At 68.3% G+C, this 18863-nt stretch carries 16 protein-coding genes and 2 pseudogenes; 11 read left to right on the forward strand and 7 right to left on the reverse strand.

Annotated elements, in window-relative coordinates; all coding sequences use genetic code 11:
- The 6 genes from U9977_RS11995 to U9977_RS12020 all read left to right on the forward strand — a co-directional run.
- Positions 1-437: MarR family winged helix-turn-helix transcriptional regulator (locus U9977_RS11995; protein ID WP_322749312.1), on the forward strand; the 437-nt coding region annotated here is incomplete at its 5' end.
- A gap of 166 nt (positions 438-603) precedes the next feature.
- Positions 604-2310, forward strand: a complete 1707-nt coding sequence (locus U9977_RS12000; RefSeq protein ID WP_416210577.1) for an MFS transporter — start codon at positions 604-606, stop codon at positions 2308-2310.
- Between the two features lie 147 nt (positions 2311-2457).
- Positions 2458-3384: an SDR family NAD(P)-dependent oxidoreductase gene (locus tag U9977_RS12005; RefSeq protein ID WP_322749314.1), complete on the forward strand. Its 927-nt coding sequence runs from the start codon at positions 2458-2460 to the stop codon at positions 3382-3384.
- A gap of 18 nt (positions 3385-3402) precedes the next feature.
- Complete coding sequence (locus U9977_RS12010) at positions 3403-4278, forward strand: amidohydrolase family protein (RefSeq protein ID WP_322749334.1); 876 nt, start codon at positions 3403-3405, stop codon at positions 4276-4278.
- Positions 4279-4282: 4 nt separating this feature from the next.
- Positions 4283-5899, forward strand: a complete 1617-nt coding sequence (locus tag U9977_RS12015; protein WP_322749315.1) for an AMP-binding protein — start codon at positions 4283-4285, stop codon at positions 5897-5899.
- 11 nt (positions 5900-5910) lie between these two features.
- Positions 5911-6366, forward strand: coding sequence for a MaoC family dehydratase (locus U9977_RS12020; RefSeq protein ID WP_322749316.1), 456 nt, complete (start codon positions 5911-5913; stop codon positions 6364-6366).
- Positions 6367-6764: 398 nt separating this feature from the next.
- Here U9977_RS12020 and U9977_RS12025 read toward each other — a convergent pair whose 3' ends face one another.
- A complete protein-coding gene (locus U9977_RS12025) occupies positions 6765-7754 on the reverse strand; it encodes a helix-turn-helix domain-containing protein (protein ID WP_322749317.1) in 990 nt (329 codons plus the stop codon).
- 329 nt (positions 7755-8083) lie between these two features.
- Between U9977_RS12025 and U9977_RS12030 the strand changes: the two genes are divergently transcribed.
- The 3 genes from U9977_RS12030 to U9977_RS12040 all read left to right on the forward strand — a co-directional run bounded on the left by U9977_RS12030 (position 8084) and on the right by U9977_RS12040 (position 11700).
- Entirely contained in the window at positions 8084-9541 is a 1458-nt protein-coding gene (locus U9977_RS12030; RefSeq protein ID WP_416210579.1) for an aldehyde dehydrogenase family protein, read from the forward strand.
- Between the two features lie 105 nt (positions 9542-9646).
- A complete protein-coding gene (locus U9977_RS12035) occupies positions 9647-10750 on the forward strand; it encodes an NAD(P)-dependent alcohol dehydrogenase (protein WP_322749319.1) in 1104 nt (367 codons plus the stop codon).
- Positions 10751-10773: 23 nt separating this feature from the next.
- On the forward strand, positions 10774-11700 hold the full coding sequence (locus U9977_RS12040; protein ID WP_322749320.1) for an alpha/beta hydrolase: 927 nt from the start codon (positions 10774-10776) through the stop codon (positions 11698-11700).
- A 96-nt stretch (positions 11701-11796) separates the two neighbouring features.
- Here U9977_RS12040 and U9977_RS12045 read toward each other — a convergent pair whose 3' ends face one another.
- Positions 11797-12861 (reverse strand): Rieske 2Fe-2S domain-containing protein, encoded by a 1065-nt coding sequence (locus U9977_RS12045; RefSeq protein ID WP_416210578.1) that lies wholly within the window; start codon positions 12859-12861, stop codon positions 11797-11799.
- 497 nt (positions 12862-13358) lie between these two features.
- Here U9977_RS12045 and U9977_RS12050 point away from each other — a divergent pair, with 497 nt between their 5' ends.
- Positions 13359-13775 (forward strand): MarR family winged helix-turn-helix transcriptional regulator, encoded by a 417-nt coding sequence (locus U9977_RS12050; RefSeq protein ID WP_322749322.1) that lies wholly within the window; start codon positions 13359-13361, stop codon positions 13773-13775.
- 300 nt (positions 13776-14075) lie between these two features.
- On the opposite strand, the pseudogene U9977_RS26940 reads toward U9977_RS12050, so the two are convergent.
- Positions 14076-14279: pseudogene (locus U9977_RS26940) on the reverse strand (hypothetical protein); the annotation flags it as partial.
- Between the two features lie 283 nt (positions 14280-14562).
- On the opposite strand from U9977_RS26940, the pseudogene U9977_RS26945 reads away from it, so the two are divergent.
- Positions 14563-14934 (forward strand): annotated as a pseudogene (locus tag U9977_RS26945) (transposase); the annotation flags it as partial.
- 20 nt (positions 14935-14954) lie between these two features.
- Here U9977_RS26945 and pcaC read toward each other — a convergent pair.
- From pcaC to pcaH, 4 genes are read right to left on the reverse strand one after another with little or no spacing between them, the layout of a single operon-like run.
- The gene (gene pcaC, locus U9977_RS12060) at positions 14955-16178 is read right to left on the reverse strand and encodes a 4-carboxymuconolactone decarboxylase (protein WP_322749323.1); all 1224 of its coding nucleotides are present in this window, start codon (positions 16176-16178) and stop codon (positions 14955-14957) included.
- Positions 16175-17368 (reverse strand): 3-carboxy-cis,cis-muconate cycloisomerase, encoded by a 1194-nt coding sequence (gene pcaB / locus U9977_RS12065; protein ID WP_322749324.1) that lies wholly within the window; start codon positions 17366-17368, stop codon positions 16175-16177. The genes pcaC and pcaB overlap by 4 nt, the downstream gene beginning before the upstream one ends.
- 22 nt (positions 17369-17390) lie before the next feature.
- Positions 17391-17960 carry a protocatechuate 3,4-dioxygenase subunit alpha gene (gene pcaG / locus U9977_RS12070; protein ID WP_322749325.1) on the reverse strand — a complete coding sequence of 190 codons (570 nt, stop codon included), beginning with the start codon at positions 17958-17960 and terminating at the stop codon, positions 17391-17393.
- Positions 17953-18705, reverse strand: a complete 753-nt coding sequence (gene pcaH, locus U9977_RS12075) for a protocatechuate 3,4-dioxygenase subunit beta (RefSeq protein WP_322749326.1) — start codon at positions 18703-18705, stop codon at positions 17953-17955. The genes pcaG and pcaH overlap by 8 nt, the downstream gene beginning before the upstream one ends.
- Between the last annotated feature and the right edge of the window lie 158 nt (positions 18706-18863).

The raw sequence follows: 18863 nt of genomic DNA on the forward strand, positions 1-18863 counted from the left end.
CGCAGCGTGCCGAGCCGACGTTACTCTACGTGATGAAACAGGTTGAGTTGGTGGTCCGTTCGCACCTGGACGAGATCTTCCGGCCGATCGGACTGACCGCCCTGCAGTACACGGCGTTGACCGTGCTGGAACGGCACCCGGACATGTCCTCGGCGCAACTCGCCCGCAACTCCTTCGTCACGGCGCAGACCATGGCCGACATGGTGACCGCACTGCAGGAGCGTGGCCTGATCGAGCGGCACCGCGATCCCGATGACCGTCGGCGCCTGGTGCTGGCCCTCACACCCGACGGGCGGCAGCTGCTGAGCGCCCACCGGGACAAGGTCAGCGACCTGGAGACCGAGATGCTCGCCGGGGTGAGCGAGGAGCAGGCCGCCGAGCTGCGGCGGATCCTGCTGGTCTGCCGCGCCAACCTGGTTGGGCACCCGCCGCACTGAGCGGGGCCGTCAGCGTAGGCAGATCGGAGGGGAGGGGAGGGGAGGGACAGTTTATAGGCAGGTTTCCTGCTAAAAACCATCAGGAAACCTGTACGTCGCACGATTCGTGTGGCACGCTTCACATCCAGCCGACCCCACCGGCACACGGACGCTGGAGGCCACCCGAATGACCATTCTCAACCGACCCGCAAACGACGTAGTCGTGACGACACCGCCGCGCGGCCTGACGCGCGGCACGCTGGCTGCGGCCGCGCTGGCGGTCTGCGTCGCCCAAGTCGGGCTGGCAATCCCGGCCGTGCTCAACGGTCAGTTCCAGCAGGATCTGGGCACCACCTCGTCACAGTTAACCTGGATCTCCGACGCGTTCCTCGTCCCGGTCACGCTCCTCGAACTCACCTTCGGGGTCATGGGTGACCTGTTCGGGCGCAAGCGCCTCCTGGTCGGGGGAACCATCCTGCTCGCCCTCGGGCAGTTCCTCGCGGTCCTCACCCCGGGAACCGGCAGTTCGACCGGGGCCCGGGTGCTGGTGTTGTGGTTGGGCCAGATCATCGCTGGCGTCGGTGCCGCCGCGATCTTCCCGACGTCGCTTGCCATGGTCGCCGCCGGCACGCACACCGTCCGTGACCGGTCGCGCGGCATCGCGATCTGGGCTGCGGCGTTGGCGTCGGGCGGTTTCGTCTCGCCGGTGCTCGGCGGCTTCCTGGCGCGCTACGGCTTCGGCAGCGACCCGTACGCCGGCTGGCGGTGGGCGTTCGTGGCCGTCATCGTGCTATCAGTGATCAGCATCGGCGTGTCGGTGCGGTTTGCCCGGAACTCCGCGGCCCCCGAGGGTCGCTCGCTCGACTGGCCGGGGCAGATAACCATAGCGGTGGCGTTGTTCGCGCTGTTGTACGCCGTGATCCAGGGTCCGACGAGCGGCTGGCACAGCGGTGGCGTGATCGCCGGATTCGTGCTGGCTGCGCTGTTCCTGGTCCTGTTCGTGCTGGCTGAGCGCCGCTCCACCGCGCCGTTGCTGCGGCTGGAGCTGTTCGCCAACCGCGCGTACTCGGTCGCCGCGGTCGCGACGGTCATCGGCATGTTCGCCTACCTCGGCACCGCCTACTCCACAAGCATCCGCCTGTCGGCGATCCAGGGCTTCACCCCGCTGAAGACCTCGATCGCGTTCATCCTGCTCAACGTGATGACGCTGGTGTTGATGCCCTTCACCTCGCGCGTCCTCGAGCATTACAACCCGCGGTGGACGCTGGGTATCAGCTTCGCGCTCGTCGCAGTCGCCGACTTCTGGCTGTCGGAGGTGTCCGCGACGAACCTGTCCCTTGCGCCGATCGTGGCTCCCCTGCTCATCGCCGGTGTCGGGTTTGCGCTGGGGCTGTCGGCTATCACGGCTGTCGCGGTGAACACCGTCCCCAATCACCTCGCCGGCATGGCGAGCGGGTCGACCAGCCTGCTGCGCGACTTCGGGTTCACCCTCGGGCCGGCCATCATCGGCGCGATCGCGCTGAGCCGCGCCGCCGCGGAGGTCTCGCACAAGGTCAGCAACAACGCCGCGTTGGCCAAGGCCCTGGAGGCGTTCAACAGCTCGGCGGCCGGCGCGCCGGCGGCGCAGCAACCAGCGCTGCATGCGGCGATCGGCGCGGTGAACTCCGGACCACTCGGGGCCAACGCCGTCCCCGCCTCGATAGCTCTGCCCGATGGCACGGTCATCCCGTTCAACCCGCTCAAGGACGTGGCCTTCCACGCTCTTGATCACGCCTACGCTCTCGGGTACGTCGTCTGTGGCGCTGCCGCCGTGGTCGCCGCTGTGCTGGCGGTGGTCGGTCTGGGCGGCCGGTCGCACGAAGTCATGATCACTGAGGAGAGTCTGGCCGGGTGAGATCGGCAACCGGGTCGTGGTCGTCGCCGCGGTCGGCCAGCCGTTGTCGCCCCAGCGTGCATCTGAGATAGTCAGGAAACCTGCTTAATTGGGCGGTCGGCCCGGCTGGCCGTCGCGGCACGCAGCCCCAGCGAGAGGAGTCCACGGATGACGTCAGGACGGGGGACAGACGGCCCCCTCGATGGCAGGGTCGCGATCATCACGGGCAGTGGCCGGGGGCTCGGGCTCGCCTACGCGCGGGCGCTCGCGGCGGCCGGTGCCGCTGTCGTCGTCAACGACGTTGACGCCGAGGTCGCCGACGCGGCGGCGCGATCCATCGCCGACACCGGCGGTCGGGCCGTCGCGCACGTTGGCGCCGTTGGGTCCACCGACGTCGCGCAGGCGCTGGTGGACCGCGCGGTCGCGGAGTTCGGCCGCCTCGACATCCTCATCACCAACGCCGGCATCCTACGTGACACGGTGTTGTGGAAGATGACCGACGAGGACTTCGACGACGTCGTCAGCGTGCATCTGCGCGGCACGTTCACCTGTGTGCGCGCCGCCGCCACCCGCATGCGCGAGCAGGGGGAGGGCGGCCGCATCATCTGCGTCGGCTCGCCCACCGGCCAGGTCGGCAACTTCGGTCAGACGAACTACGCGGCGGCGAAGGCCGGGATCGTCGGCATGGTGCGAACCTGGGCGCTCGAGCTCGCCCGCGCGCGGATCACCGTCAACGCGGTGATTCCCGTGGCCGCCACCGGCATGACCGAGACCGCGCCGTTCCTGAAGCCGTACGTCGACGCGCTGCATGCCGGCCGGCCGCTGCCGCCCTACGCCCGCCGTGAGCTCAGCTTCGGGCCGCCCGAGGACGTGGCGGGGCTCCTGGTGTTCCTCGCCTCTGACGCCGCCGCCGACGTCAACGGCCAGGCCGTCGGGCTTGGCGGCGACCGGCTCGCGCTGTGGTCGCATCCCACCGAAGCGGTGGTGGCCTTCGCGGACGGCGGCTGGAGCGCGCAGGCGATCGCCGACGTCTGGCCCAAGGAGTTCACCGGCCAGCTGCAGACCGTCGGCCAGACCTTCCCGCAAGCCTACTAACGGAGTGTCGTGATGGGTATCGACCTCGACGCGGTCACCGCGATCGACACACACGTGCATGTCGAGTCCGACGGCCACGGGCACTGCTCGCTGGACGACGAACTGATGGCGGCGTCGGCGGCGTATTTCAAGGCGGGGGAGAACCGAACACCCGACCTGGCCGCCATCGCCGAGTACTACCGCGAGCGCAACCTGGCCGCCGTGGTGTTCACCGTCGACGCACACACGGCCACCGGCCATCCGGCGCTCTCCAGCGAGGACATCGTCGCCGCGGCGGCGAAGTACGACGACGTCGTGATCCCGTTCGCCTCCGTCGACCCGCACGACGGGGCGTCCGCGGTGGACCGACTGCGTGACCTCGCCGCGGCCGGGGCACGTGGTCTCAAGCTGCACCCGTCCATGCAGGCCTTCAGCCCGAATGACAGGACGCACTATCCGCTCTACGAAGCCGCGGCCGAACTCGGCCTGCCGGTCGTCTTCCACACTGGTCAGACCGGTATCGGCGCCGGTCTGCCCGGCGGGCGCGGCATCAAGCTTCGCTACTCCGACCCGATGCTCATCGACGACGTCGCCGCGGACCACCCGCAGCTAACCGTCGTCCTGGCCCATCCGTCGGTGCCGTGGCAGGACGCGGCGATCTCGATCGCGACGCACAAGGCGAACGTGTTCATCGACCTTTCCGGCTGGTCACCGAAGTACTTCCCGCCGCAGCTCGTACGGGCCGCCAACGGCCTGCTCAAGCACAAGGTGCTGTTCGGCTCGGACTACCCGGTGATCACGCCGGACCGGTGGCTGACCGACTTCGCCGCGCTGGACATCAAACCGGCGGTGCGGCCGCTGATCCTGAAGGACAACGCCGCGCGCATGCTCGGGCTGGCGCGGACAGGAGGATGACGCGATGCCGGACTACGGACTGGGCAGCTGGCCGGCTCGTCGGGCCCGCATCAACGGCGCGGACGTGGCGTTACGCCAGCACACAGAGCCCGGAAAGCCCGGAGAGCACAGCGAGCACAGCGAGCACAGCGAGCAATCGGCAGACCGCAGCCTGACCTACGCCGAACTGGCCGCCCGGGTCGAGTGTCTGAGCCTGGCGTTTGCCGAGCTCGGCGTGGGCCACGGCGACCGGGTCGCTTACCTCGGCCCGAACGACATCGCGACCTTCGAGGTCTTCTTCGCCACCGCCCGGCTAGGCGCGATCTTCGTCCCGTTCAACACCCGACTGGCGGCGGACGAGGTCGCCTACCTGCTCGACGACGCGCGTCCAACGGTCCTGGTCCACGGCCCGGAGCTGGCCGATCTGGTGGTCGCGGTGGACCCGGCCGCACACGGGGTCGCCGCGGTCGTGCCGGTGGCCGGGTCCGGGCCGGGTAGCTACGCCGCACTCCTGCACGCCGCGGTGGGGGCCGGGGCGGGGCACTGCGTGGTGCGTTCGGAGGTGGCGCTGTCCGACGACGCGGTGATCCTTTACACCAGCGGCACCACCGGCCGCCCGAAGGGCGCCGTGCTCAGCCACGCGAACATGACGTTCAACACGATGAACCAGTTGGCGCACGTGGATGTCCTGACCAGCGACGTGGCCCTCTGCATGGCTCCCCTGTTCCACGCGGCCGGGCTCGGACAGGTGAGCCTGCCGACCCTGTTCAAGGGCGGCACCGTTGTCGTCGCTCCGAGATTCGACCCGGGCTACGTGCTGTCGGCGATCGCCGCGCTGCGCATTGCGTCGTTCTCCGCCGTGCCGACGATGCTGCAGATGTTGTGCGAGCATCCGGACTTCGCCGCGGCGGACCTCAGCTCCCTACGCTTCGTGATCTACGGGGGGTCGACGGTAGCCGAACGTGTCGCGGTCGCCTGGCAGCGCCGTGGCGTGCCGCTCCTGCAGGGCTACGGGATGACCGAGGCCAGCCCCGGCGTCTACCTGGCGGTGCCGCAGGGCGCGGCAGCGCGGCCGATCTCGATCGGCGTGCCGCACTTCTTCACCGACGTGTCACTGGCCGCCGGGGCCGACACGCCGGAGCCGGGGACGTCCGGCGAACTGCTGGTGCGCGGCCTCAACGTGTTCAGCGGGTACTGGAACCGGCCGGCGGAGACCGACCGTGCCTTCACCGACGGCTGGTTCCGCTCCGGTGACGTCGTGCGGGTCGCGCAGGACGGTTGGGCCTACGTCGTCGACCGACTCACGGATGTGATCATCTCCGGCGGGGAGAACGTCTACCCGGTCGAGGTCGAGGCGGTGCTCAACGCGCTGCCGGGCGTGGTCGACGCCGCGGTCGTCGGGGTCGCCGACGACCGCTGGGGCGAGGTCGGATTCGCCTTCGTCATCGCTGACCCGGATGCCTGGACCGAGGAGTCCCTGCGGGCCGCGTTGCGGGGCCGGCTGGCTTCCTTCAAGATCCCGAAATATGTGCGGTTCGTCCCGGTCCTCCCGCGAACCGCCACCGGGAAGGTTCGCAAACAGGACCTTCGCGCCACGGCGGCCGGCGCGGCCACCGCGGCCGGGACCCCAACCTTCCATTGAGGAGACAGACCGTGTCCACAGTCGTCGACACCCTGGCCGACCTGACCCCGCTGGTCGGCAAGAGTCTGGGTGCCAGTTCGTGGGTAGAGATCGACCAACACCGCATCGACACTTTTGCCGATGCGACCGGCGACCAGCAGTGGATCCACACCGACCCGGCGCGGGCCAAGGACGGGCCGTTCGGTACGACGATCGCGCACGGTTACCTCACCCTGTCACTGCTGATCCCGCTGTGGTCGGAGTTGCTGGACGTCCGCGAGGTCCGCACCAAGGTGAACTACGGCCTGGGCAAGGTGCGTTTCCCAGCGCCGGTTCCGGTGGGGTCCAAGGTGCGGGTGACGGCGACCCTGGTGGGGCTTGAGCCGGTCGACGGCGGGATGCAGCTCACCATCGACGCGGTGATCGAGCGCGACGGTGGTGGCAAGCCGGTGTGCGTCGCCCAGCCGATCTTCCGCTTTCTGGTCTAGGAGGCCGCTGAACAACGTCTGTCCGGCTCGCGTCCCCCCCGCGTCCCACCTGGCGGTGCCCGTCTGTTTACGAGCCTGTTTTGAATCTTGGGTTCGGACAGGCTCTTAACGATGTGAATCTGATGCTCCTGCCACAACACCAGATTCACATCGTTCCCAAAGAGACTCGGCGAACGTCTCGGTGACGTCGACGACGATCCGGCCCGGAAAGGCACCGTCCAGGGGGAGGTACGCGGCGTCCACCGAGGTGCGTTGCGGTAGTACGGGGAGATCGATGTCGACCTGAAGACGGATCATCTGCCGCCAGGTCAGCACCGTGTCCCACATCTGCTCGGTCGCGGCTCCGGCGGCTCCGGCGGCTCCGACCAGACGGCTCGCGGACCGTGCTTCCTCGAGGGTCAGGCCATCGGCGCCGATACGGGCGGCTCGAAGGAGCCCGGGTTCAGGGCGCGGCGGCGGACCTCGCCCGGCGTCAGACCGTAGCGTTCCCGAAAAAGCCGGGTGAGGTGCGGCTGATTGTGGAAGCCCCACCGATCGGCGATGGCGTTGATGCTGTGTCGGGCCAACAGCCGACTCTCGAGGTCGGCTTTCACGTGTTCCAGCCGTTGGGTGCGGATGTAGGCGGACACGGAGACCTGCTGATCTTCGAACAGCCGGTGAAGGTACCGGGGCGAGATGTGGTGGGCCGCGGCGATCGCGTCGGGGCACAGGGCGTCGTCCCTCAGGTGCTCACGAATCCAGGCGATGATCTGTAATCGCCGTGCATCGGCCGGAGCCGTGGCGCTGCTGTCCGTGGTGTCGGCGAGCGTCGCCGCGAGCAGATCCATGCAGGCCGCGGCCAGTCGATGGCCGGCTCCCGTCCCGCACGACTGCGCATGGGCCAGCAGGCTGCGCATGCAGGCGTTCAGCACCGCGCCGGCACCCTCCCGAGAAGGCAGGACGCGAGCGGTCCACCGTTCGACGAGTGCTGGCGGCAGGGGCACCAGGTCGCGTGGAAAGATCAGAACAGCAAGGTGAAAGTCGTCTCGGCTGCTATGCCGGTACGGACGTCCGGTGTCGGACAGAACAAGGTCGCCGGGCTGGAGCAGGCACTCATGGCCATCTTGATCCAGCACCGTGACACCGGCCACCTGAAGTGTGATCTTGTAGACGGGCCGGTCGGCGGTTCCTGTGGCGGCAGCGGTACGCACGACCATGTGTGGCGATGCCTGCACGGATAGCAGTGACAGTTCTCCCAGGCTGGTCGCGTCCAGCACCGCGTGGAACGGGCCGTCGGCATCCACGACCGGTTCCAAGGTCTCGAAGGTAGTGCTGACCGCATGACGCCACTGCTCGATGTCGCGTGCTCCCTCGAAGGAGCGAGACATCGCCGCACCGGTGCTGTCCACTCCTCGCCTCCTCGACCAGCATTCGTGATCACTTTCAGGGCCGAACTGTACACCTGCGCGCAAGAATCAGGGCGCCCGTCGTCAACTGCGCTGGCCTGAACGTGGCCATCCTGACTATTGAGTCTGGTGCATGAGTCTGGTGCAGGAACCGGCGTTCGCGATAGCGCGACGAGAAGTCCAGGCGATCCACCGACGTGTATCGGACCAGGCGTTTCGGCATCAGCTGATCGTCATCGCTGTACCGGCAAATTCCGCCGCGTGGAGGTGCCATTACTGTGGACCAAATAATAACACAGGCTGTGACCGTGGCTATCGACGACACGACCGCGATGCCCGGTCGACCAATGGTGTCGCCGGGCCGGCTGTACATCGACGGCGGGTGGCGCGAAGGTGTCGCAGGCGAGCGTCGCGCGGTGATCGACCCGTCGACCGGGACGATCGTCGAGACCGTGGTCGACGGCGGCGAAGCGGATATCGACGTCGCGGTGACGGCTGCTCGCAGAGCCTTCGACGAGGGGCCGTGGCCCCGGATGTCGGGCCGGGAGCGCGCTCGCGTCCTGATTCGCGTCGCCGAGCTCGTGCGCGAGCACGCCGACGAACTGGCTCGGCTGGAAACCCTGGATGTCGGCAAGCCGATCACACTGTCCCGGGTGGTCGACGTCAATACAGTGATCGAGCAATACGAGTATTATGCCGCCCTGGCGCAGACAATCGACGGGTCGACACGGTCGATTTCCGTGCCCGCGCTGGCATATACCCGCCGCGAACCCATCGGTGTCGTCGGAGCCATCACGCCGTTCAACTTCCCGCTGATCCTCTCCAACAGCAAAATCGCTCCGGCGCTGGCGGCAGGAAATACGATCGTCCACAAGCCGGCCGAGGACACGCCGTTGTCGGCGTTGCGGATGGCGGAGCTGTTCTCGGCAGCCGGTGTGCCTGACGGAGTCCTGAACGTGGTCACCGGCGGGGCGGTGGCCGGCCAGGCGCTCATCCGCCACCCGGGTGTCGACAAGATCGCCTTTACCGGGTCGACGCCGGTCGGGCGGTCGGTGGCGAGCCTGGCCGGTGAGTTCCTCAAGCCGGCGACCATCGAGCTGGGCGGCAAGTCAGCGCAGTTGATCTTTGCTGACGCGGACCTCGACACGGCCATCGGCGCGGCGATCCAGGGATTCGTGTTCAACACCGGCCAGTTCTGTATGGGCGGCACCCGGCTGCTGGTGGCGCGCGAACTGTTCGACACGGTGGTCGAAGCCGTCGCAGGTGGCGCCGCCGGCGTGCCGGTCGGGGATCCGTTCGAGGAGTCCACCATCGTGGGGCCGCTGGGCGGCGAGCGCCACCTGGCCAAGGTCGAGGAGTACATCCAGCTGGCCCGTGCAACCAACGGTGTCCGGATTGTGACCGGTGGGCGGCGGCTCGACCTCGGTGGCGGCTCGTACTACGCCCCCACCGTCATCACCGGCATGCCCAATGACTCCCGCCTCGTCCAGGAAGAGATCTTCGGCCCGGTGCTGACCGTCCAGCCGTTCGACGACGAGGACGAGGCCGTCGCGCTCGCCAACAGCACGCCCTTCGGACTCGCGGCAGGCCTGCACACCCGCGATGTCGCCCGAGCCCACCGGGTCGCGGCACGGCTTGCGGCGGGCATCGTGTGGGTCAACGGCTGGGCACTGCTCGATCCCGCCATGCCATTCGGCGGCTACAAGCAGTCTGGCTACGGCCGCGAGAACGGGCCGGAAGGTCTGCACGAGTACACGCAGGTCAAATCCGTCATCGTCGCGCTCACCTGATCGCAAGCCAGCACCGGCTGATCGGGCGCCAGCACCGACCACTACGTCCGCGAAGTCCACGAAATCCGCGAGCACGTGACCACCGAGCAAGGAGACACAGCCAGGATGACGACGACGGAAGCGGCAATCGTCGAGAAGGCCGGAGAACCGTTCACACTGTCCGAGGTCGAGTTGGACGACCCGCGACCCGACGAGGTCGTCGTGCGCCTGGTGGCAGCCGGCGTCTGCCACACCGATCTCACTGTTGCCGGGGGCGGTCTGCCGTTCCCCCTGCCTGGCGTCCTCGGGCACGAGGGCGCCGGCGTGGTGGAAAGCGTCGGCTCCGGGGTCAGTCGGGTGCAGCCAGGTGACCATGTCCTGTTGTCGTTCACCTCCTGCGGCCGATGCGGGAACTGTCGGGACGGCCACCCGGCCTACTGCGCGACCTGGCTTCCGATGAACCTTCTCGGCGGCGTCCGTGCCGACGGTTCGTCGACCATCAGCAGGGCGCAGGAGGCGATCGGCGGTCACTTCTTCGGCCAGTCCTCCTTCTCCCGTCATGCCCTGGTCGACGAGCGCAGCGTCGTCAAAGTGGACGCCGACGTCGCGCTCAACCTGATCGCGCCGCTGGGCTGTGGCGTGCAGACGGGCGCCGGCGCGGTCTGGAACATCCTGAATCCGTGCCCCGGCGCGACGATCGCGGTCACCGGTGCCGGTTCCGTCGGCCTGTCAGCGATCATGGCAGCTGCCCTCACACCGGCGACACGCATCATCGCCGTCGACCGGATCGAACAGCGGTTGCGCCTTGCGGTGCAGTTGGGGGCCACCGACGTTGTCAACGCCACCGACGGCGGTGTCGCCGAACAGTTGGCCGAGATCACCGGTGGCGCGGGGGTCGACGGCGTGGTCGAGACGACGGGGAACACCGCTGTCCTGCGGACGGCGATCGACTGCCTTGCCGCTCGTGGGACGGCGGTCATCGTCGGCGCGCCTCCCTTCGGCTCCGAGGTGGCGCTCGATGTCAACGCCATGCTGGGGGGCCGTCAGGTCGTCGGGATCACCCTCGGTGACAGCGAGACCGAACGGCTGCTGCCCGTTCTCGTCGCGCTTGTTCGCTCCGGCCGGATGCCGGTCCAGAAACTGATCACCGAGTACGGGTTCAGTCAGATCCAAACCGCGGTCGACGACATGGTGGCAGGTAAGACCATCAAACCGGTGCTCACATTCTAAACATTCTAACTGGAAGGCACACCATGCCGGTTGATCCGCAATTCGAGGCCGTTCTCAAACAGGCTGCCGCAGCGGGCCTGCCACCGTTCCACACGCTCACACCCGTCCAGGCCCGAGCGCTGTACGCCCAGCTGATGGCTTTACCTGACCGCCCGATGCCCGTCGTGCACGTGGCGGACCAGATGGTGCCCGGTCCCGCTGGGGAACTCCCGGTGCGGATCTACCGGCCGGGAATGGATGGGCGCCGGCCCGTGCTGACCTATTTCCACGGTGGCGGCTGGACGGTCGGCGATCTGGCCAGTGACGACTGGCTGTGCCGGCGCCTGGCCGTCGGCGCCGACGCGGTCGTGGTCAGCGTCGACTACCGGCGTGCGCCGGAGCAACCCTTTCCGGCAGCGCTGAACGACGCGGTCGCGGGCTATCTGTGGGCCCGGGAGCACGCCGGCGAGATCGGCGGTGACGGCGGCCGCGTCGCCGTCGGAGGATGGAGCGCCGGCGGTAACCTCGCCGCCGCGGCATGTCTTGAGCTGCGGGGCGAAAACGTGCCGGCCGCTCAGGTCCTCCTGACGCCCGCCGTCGACGCCACGATGGCCTTGCCCTCGCACACCGAGAATGCGACCGGATTCGGTCTCGACGCGATGACCGGCCGGTGGTTCGTGGAGAACTACGTGCCTGACCCGGCGCAGCGAAGCCATCCCCTGGTGTCTCCGCTTGCGGCCGTCGACCTCTGCGGGCTTCCGCCGGCAGTGGTCTACACAGCCGAGTACGACGTTCTCAGGGACGAGGGGGAAGCGTACGCGCACCGGCTCGAACAGGCCGGCACAAAGGTCATCGCGAAGCGGGTCGAGGGACTCGACCACCTTTTCCACCTGCACACCGCTGTCGTGGATGCCGCCGCAGACGCCGTCGACCAACTGATCGCGGACGTGGCGAACGTGCTGCGCTTGTAATCCGACAACGCCCACCCCGTGGTCACCACCCCGTCGTGCCCGATCACGGCGGGGTTGCGTTGGACAGGACACGGTGAGCTGAGCGCACCGGAATATTCAGGATGTCGGTGTTGGGGATGCCAGCATTTCTCTGATCATTTTGCGTCCGGCGAGGGCACCTGCGTCGATGGCGATGCTGAGTTCCTGGACGCGGCCGTGTTCGGAGACCCCGCCGACCTTCTCCTCATTCGCGGTCACTTGTTCGAGTAGCGTGAGCGCGTCCACGTCCTGCTGCACGACCTCCTGATTCATCCGCTCAAAGAAATCGGAGACCTCGGCGTCGCCCAGCGCGAAGTCGCGGGCCACCGCCCAGAAGTCGAACGTGCTGTGCTCGGTTTCCGGCGTTATACCGTAGAGAATCTTTACGTGCACAGCGCCGGTGTCTACGCCGTCGTCTCCCGGCAGTATGCCGACTGGCGCGATCCGTGAATGCAGCACGTACGAACAGACCGGACGGTACTCGATGTCCTGCCAGCGGTCGACGGGCGTGGAGAATCCGGTCGACTTCTCATAGAACGGCGGGCACTCCACGCCGTGCATGTGCCGGCTGATCCGGAGGACCTGCTCGGCGTGGTTGACCTCGGTCTGAATGGGCGTCGCGGCCACCTCGGGAGTCCCGATGAATCCCGCGTGCAGGTAGGTCTCGTGCGACAGGTCGAGCAGGTTGTCGACCAGGAGTTGGTAGCGGGCCGGCAGGGGAGCCATACCGCCGATCATGGTCCAGTCGGGGTCGTCGAGCCAGTGGTTGTCCGGAACGGCGGCGAGGTCGGCCTTGGCCTCTTCGCCGATCCAGACCCAGATCCAGTTGGCCTGCTCGACGACGCGATAGCTGCGCACCCGCGCGGTTCGCGGCACCCGATCCTGGCCGGGCACCGCGATGCAGGTGCCCGAACAGTCGTAGGTGAAGCCGTGGTACCCGCACTCCAGGTCGTCGCCCCGCAGTGTTCCGAGCGACAGCGGGTAGCGGCGGTGGACGCAGCGGTCGGCCAGTGCGACGACCCGCCCGTCCAGCGTGCGGTAGAAGACGATCGGCTCGCCGCAGATCGTCCGCGCGAACAGGTCGCGGCCGACCTCACGGCTCCAAGCCGCGACGTACCACTGGTTCTGCGGAAACACCCTCATCACCTCTCACGTCGGCGCCCCTATTGCCGGGCGCTCTTAGTGGAACACCACCAGCACGTCGGAGACCAGCCCGATTCGCCCTCGGGAGCGGACACCGTCCATCCGCCACATCGCCATACTCCGTGTATCGCGATACACGGAGTATGGCGATACTCCGTGTACAGAGTAACTTAAGAGTGGCACTTGAGACAGCCACCGTCAAGAGCCGGTCAAGGCGCCGTACCGCCGGGCGGTCCGGGGCTATCGAGCAGTGCTGCAGTCGACGTCACCGCGTGCCGGGGAATCCACGTATGGACTATAATTCCGCCAGAGCGCCGCTTCGGGAAGGACGGAACCGACCGCTGAGCAGACATGTGGACGACTCGGAATGCGACGGCGGCGGATCATCCGCCCCGTCTACCCAGCCGGCGCCGTCAGCCCTACAACCCGACGGACCGCGCGCGGAACCTGCGAACCTCGCGGCGCACCCGGGCCATCTGGCCCGACGGCTCCAGCAGGTGACCTATCAACTGTGGAACGCCGTGGTGTCCGACGACACCACCCCGCCTCAGTTCGCCGTGCTCAACTGCCTGCTCGCCGAGCCCGGCGTCGACCAGAAGACGGTCGGAGAGCGCGCATCACTCGACCGTTCCAACGTCGCCGACGTGGTCGCACGACTGGTCCAGCGCGGTCTTGTCCGGCGACTGCGCGACCCCGCCGACGGGCGACGCAACGTCCTGCGCCTCACTCGCCGCGGCGAGGCCGTGCACGCCACCGTCGCCCGTCGAGCCGACGCGATGAACGAGATCATCCTTGGTCCACTCACCCCGGACGAGCAGGCGACGTTCCTGACACTTCTCGCCCGGATAGTCGCCGCCAGCACCGACCGGCCTACCGCCTCGGATCGGGTCGACGGCGAGCAGGCTGCGTCGTAGCCCTGTTCCCTCCGGCCCGTCGTAACCCGGATGACCGGTGGTCTTTCTGGTCTGCCAGCCGCTCACCCTGCCCCTCGCGAGCCATCCAACAACCGGAACTCCCGACCGTCGACGAGCAGCGTGTGATCACCATCCAGGGAGTCTTCGCGGGGAGTATCCAAAAGCGCGCACCCGGCACCCGTCCGCGGGTCGAGTCCTGCCCTGCGGATGCTGCGCTCAGCAGCAGCTACCAGTACACCCAGCTCCTCAGCCAATCCCACCGGTGTAAGTATTCGGTGCAAGATCGGCGCGAGTTTGTCGTCAGGTACGCCTATCCGACCGAAAACCGTACCTGACGACAAACAAACGCCGATCACCATCTCCACGATCAGCCGCACACGGCCGATCAGGGGTGCGTGGCGGCGGGCAGGAAGGGGCTCGGGTCGCGGCCACGAAGAGCAGGGACCGGTCGCGTATGCGTTCCCGCAGGTAACGGTTCGGGTCGGTGTCCTGGTAGCGCTCGATACCGATGTAACGAAGCCGGTGCGTTCCGCGGAACACAGAACCCGACCACAGTCAGCCCTTCAGCTCTGTTTCGCAGTGCCCTGCGCTCGCAGGGAGCCGGACCACTCGACCCGGAGATCGCCGATACCATCCAGACCCGTCGCCGTGCAGGATCACCACTGTCCGAGCGGTACGGGTCCACACCAACGGCACGGTCAGCTACCCCGACGACCCCGCCGAACTAGAAGCCGCCGCCATCGGCGCACAGGTAGCCCGCCAGGCCACCTCGATGCCCGACGACTTCTTTCTCAAGAAAGCCGTCAAGACTCACGCCGGCAAGGAAATTCATGTTGTGCTGGACAATCTTTCCACCCACACCACGCCCGATGTTGAGGCATGGCTGGAGGAGAGCCCGCACGTGCATTTCCATTTCACCCCGGTCGGATCGTCGTGGATCAATCAGATCGAAACGTGGTTCGGTATCATCACCCATCAGTCGATCCGCCGCGGTACCTGCACCTCCGTGCAGCTTCTCATCCAGCAGATCCGGAACTACATCGCCCACTGGAACGGCAAGCCGAAGCCATTCACGTGGACGGCGACCGCGGACGAGATTCTCGCCAAGGTTCAGCTTGTCCACGCCAACATCAAGAAACTTGCCGACAACAAAGGTCGAAGACCCCTTGTCAGTTTTCCCTATTGCCGGTCGTTCGTGATGGGAACGGATGCGTCGAGTTCAGCCAGCGTCTGCTGCGCAATGGCGAATGCCCGGTTGGAGCGGGGCAGGCCGCTGTACAGCGCCGTGTGCAGCAGCACCTCACCGATCTCAGCCGGGGTGAGTCCGTTGCGGATCGCGGCACGCACGTGCATCGCGATCTCGTGGTCGGCACCGAGGGAGGTCAACGCGGCCAGTGTCACGATCGACCGGTCCCGGCGGGTGAGACCGGGCCGCGACCAGACCTCGCCCCACGCGTAGCGGGTGATGAAGTCCTGAAAGGGCGCGGTGAGCTCGGTGGTGTTCGCTGTCGCGCGGTCCACGTGTTCGTCGCCCAGGACGGCGCGGCGCGTCGCATAACCCGCGCTCAACGTCGCGCTCCCGGCGACGGGCCCCGCACCGTCCGGCGGGCAGAAGTGCTCCAGCAGGAGGCGTGCGACCTCGCCGGACCGCTCGACCGTGGCGAGGTGTGCCGCGTTCCCGAGCACCTCGAACCGGGCCCCGGCGATACCGTTGGCGATCGTCTGTGCGTGCTCGGGTGGGATGGCCGGATCGTCGGCCCCGGCGATGACCAGCGTCGGCGCGGCGATGCGAGCGAGATCGGGGCGCAGATCCATGGTGGCGATCGCCTCGCAGCACTGCGCGTAGGACTCCGCATCGGTGCACCTCAGCATGGCCACGAGCGCCGCCACCAGGCCGGGGTCGCGGGCCGCGAGGCCCGGTGTCACCCAGCGCTGGACGACTGCCTCGGCGATCGGGCCCAGCCCGTCGCGTCGCACCGTGGCGGCACGGGCGAACCTGGCCTTCGCGGGCGGCAGGTGGGCCGACGTGCAGAGCAGAGCCAGCCGGGCGATCCGCTGCGGATGGTGCGCGGCGATCCACATGGCCGTCATCCCGCCGAGGGACAGACCGGCCAGGTGGACGCGGGTGACGCCCAGATCGAGCTCGATCCGGTCCAGCACGGCCAGGACGTCGCGAGCCAGCTCGTCGATCGTGCACGGCGGGCCGGGCTGGCCGGGCTGGCAGGGCGGGGCGGCGGGTGAGCGGCCGTGGCCGCGGCTGTCGATCCGTACGACGCGGAACCGCTCGGCGAGGACGGCGACCTGCGGATCCCACATCGCGGTCGACGCGCCGAGGGAGTTGAGCAGCACCAGCACCGGTGCTCGGCGCGGCCCCTCGGCGAGGGAGTGGAGCGTGACGGTCATCGGTGTCGTCCCGCGAGATAGTGATCGACGATGTCGCCGGCATGGCCGACATCGGTGCTCGGCCGGACCCGGGCGTCGATTGCCTGCATACATCGTAGATTGCGGCTCATAGCGTCGCGGTCGACATGCAGGCCCGACAGCGATACGCGCAGTCTGGCCGCAGCGCCGCCCGCCACGTTGAGCAGCGCGGTGAGCGGTGCCCACTCGGCGTGCCACGGACCGGCGCCGCGCTGCAGCTCGCCGGGCATCGCGGCGAGAAGGGTTGCCACCAGGCCGGGCGCCTGTGCGGCGGCGGCCCGGGCCGTCACGGCCGCGATCGGGTTCTGCTTGTGTGGCATCGCCGACGATCCGCCACCGACGCCTTCGGCCACCTCGCCGAGTTCGGTCTGGGCGAGCAGCACGATGTCGGTGGCGATTTTGCCGACCGCGCCGGACGCTGCGCCGAGCGCGCCGGCGAGTTCGGCGATGCGGACGCGCTCGGTGTGCCAGACCGTGCCCGGGTCGGTCAGCCCGAGTTCATCGGCCAAGGCGGCGCGGACGGCTGGACCGCCCGGATACAGCGCGGCAAGCGTGCCGGCGGCGCCACCCAGCTGCACGGCGAGGTCCTCCCGTACCGCCCGCAGGCGACGGCCGGCTCGGTCGAGGCCTTCTCCCCAGCCGGCCGCTACCGCCCCGAACGTGGTGGGCACTGCCTGCTGAAGCAGCGTTCGTCCGGCCATCGCGGTGTTTCGATGGTCGCGTGCAAGGACGGCGCACGCCTCGGCCGCGCCGTCGAGTCCGCCGCCGATAACGGCCGTCGCCCGGTGCGCCACCAGCATGGCCGCGGTGTCGAGGATGTCCTGGCTGGTGGCGCCGAGATGGACGGCCGAAGCGGCGTGCTCATCCGCGGCTTGCGCGAGCGCGACCCGAAGCCGGCGGACCAGCGGGATCACCGGGTTGCCGTCGGCGGCGGCCTGCCGACCGAGCTCGCCGGGATCGTGGGCGGCCGCCTGCGCGCAGGCGGCCTCGATCTGCGTCGCCGTCGCACCGTCGATCAGTCCTACCGTCGCGCAGGCACGAGCCAATGCGGCTTCGACGTCACACAGGGCGCCGAGCCAGGCGCGGTCGTCGGTGGTGGCGGCGACCGCGGTCGCACCGAAGATCGGATCCCACAGGGCACTCACCGGTTCACCGTCCTGGTCGCCCAGCATGATCGCACCGATGTCTTCGCCATCAGATCGCGAAGAACGGGGTCTCGTCGTGACCCTGTATCCGGATGTCGAAACGCAGGCCGCCGTTCTCCTGTTCTACCGCTGTCAACAGGCGCCGCTGCGCAGGTTCGAGCCCGCCCAGCACCGGATCGGTCGCGTTGGCCGCGGCCTCGTCGGGGAAGTAGATCCTCGTGACGAGGCGATGCAGCAGTCCACGCGCGAAGACGGACACGTCCAGGTGCGGCGCCTCGGTGCCACCGTCGCCGGCTGGCAGCGGCCCGGGCTTGAGCGTGTGGAAGACGAACGTGCCGTCGGATTCGGTCGGGCATCGGCCGAATCCCCGGAACCCGATGTGGGCACGGGCGCCGCGCGGATCGTCGGGGTGGTTGAAGCGTCCGGCGGGGTCGGCCTGCCAGATCTCAATGAGGCCGTCGGGGACTCCGTCACCGGCGCCGTCGATCAGCCTTCCGGTGATCGTAAGCAGGCCCGCGGTCCCGGGGGCGACGACATTCGAGCCATCCGCCCAGGCCAGCACGATGGCCAGGTACGGCCCGACGGTCTGCGACGGTGTCGATCCGAGCAGCTCAGTCATCGTGCGGCTCGCTCTCGAAGGGGGTCTGGTCGCGTCCACGCAGCACGATGTCGAACCGGAAACCGAGCGCCCAGTGGTCCGTCGTCACGTCGTGGTCGTAGGACGCCACCATCCGCGCCCTGGCCTTCTCGTCCGGGACGGAGTTGTAGATCGGGTCCTGGACGAACAGCGGATCGTCCGGGAAGTACATCTGCGTGATCAGCCGTTGAGCGAAGGCCTGCCCGAAGACCGAAAAATGGATGTGCGCCGGCCGCCAGGCGTTGTGATGGTTCTTCCAGGGGTATGCCCCGGGCCTGATCGTGGTGAACCGGTACCGGCCCTGGCCGTCGGTGACCGTGCGGCCCAGCCCGGCGAAGTGCGGATCCAGCGGCGACGGCCACTGGTCGCCGACGTGCCGGTACCGGCCGCCGGCGTTGGCCTGCCACACTTCGAGCAGGGCGCCCGGCACCGCGCGGCCACTCGAGTCCTTTAGCCGCCCATGGACGACGATCCGCTGCCCGCACGCTTCACCGCCGTCGTAACGGGTCAGGTCGTCTTCGCCCGGCCCGACCCGCTCGGAGCCGAACAGCGGCCCGGTGACCTCCGTGAGCCGATGCGGCAACAGATGCAGTGGCCTGGTCGGATGGCGCAGCGCGGTGCTCTTGTACCCAGCGAACGACAACGAGGGGTGGGTTCCCTCGGCGTCCACGCGATAGCCGGTCGGCATCCGCAGCGGCTGCGCCACGTCCACGTCCACGTCGTTCATCGGTATGACCATCCTTGTGCGTAGGGCAGCCCGGTGTAGTTCTCGGCCAGCGACGTCGCCATCGCCGTGGACGACACGACGTAGTCGAGTTGAGCCAGCGCGAGCTGCTCGCCGAAGACGTCGTCGTCGGGCGAGCGGTGCAGCATCGAGGTCATCCA

The sequence above is a fragment of the Protofrankia sp. Cas8 genome (assembly GCF_963555845.1).
In the GTDB taxonomy this organism is placed as follows: domain Bacteria; phylum Actinomycetota; class Actinomycetes; order Frankiales; family Frankiaceae; genus Protofrankia.

Excerpts from the sequence above, each read along its gene's own strand:
- U9977_RS12000 (WP_416210577.1), top strand. The coding sequence starts at position 604 with ATGACCATTCTCAACCGACCCGCAAACGACGTAGTCGTGACGACACCG.
- U9977_RS12005 (WP_322749314.1), top strand. The coding sequence starts at position 2,458 with ATGACGTCAGGACGGGGGACAGACGGCCCCCTCGATGGCAGGGTCGCG.
- U9977_RS12015 (WP_322749315.1), top strand. The coding sequence starts at position 4,283 with ATGCCGGACTACGGACTGGGCAGCTGGCCGGCTCGTCGGGCCCGCATC.
- U9977_RS12030 (WP_416210579.1), top strand. The coding sequence starts at position 8,084 with ATGCCCGGTCGACCAATGGTGTCGCCGGGCCGGCTGTACATCGACGGC.
- U9977_RS12035 (WP_322749319.1), top strand. The coding sequence starts at position 9,647 with ATGACGACGACGGAAGCGGCAATCGTCGAGAAGGCCGGAGAACCGTTC.
- U9977_RS12040 (WP_322749320.1), top strand. The coding sequence starts at position 10,774 with ATGCCGGTTGATCCGCAATTCGAGGCCGTTCTCAAACAGGCTGCCGCA.
- U9977_RS12045 (WP_416210578.1), bottom strand. The coding sequence starts at position 12,861 with ATGAGGGTGTTTCCGCAGAACCAGTGGTACGTCGCGGCTTGGAGCCGT.
- pcaC (WP_322749323.1), bottom strand. The coding sequence starts at position 16,178 with ATGACCGTCACGCTCCACTCCCTCGCCGAGGGGCCGCGCCGAGCACCG.
- pcaB (WP_322749324.1), bottom strand. The coding sequence starts at position 17,368 with ATGCTGGGCGACCAGGACGGTGAACCGGTGAGTGCCCTGTGGGATCCG.
- pcaG (WP_322749325.1), bottom strand. The coding sequence starts at position 17,960 with ATGACTGAGCTGCTCGGATCGACACCGTCGCAGACCGTCGGGCCGTAC.
- pcaH (WP_322749326.1), bottom strand. The coding sequence starts at position 18,705 with ATGAACGACGTGGACGTGGACGTGGCGCAGCCGCTGCGGATGCCGACC.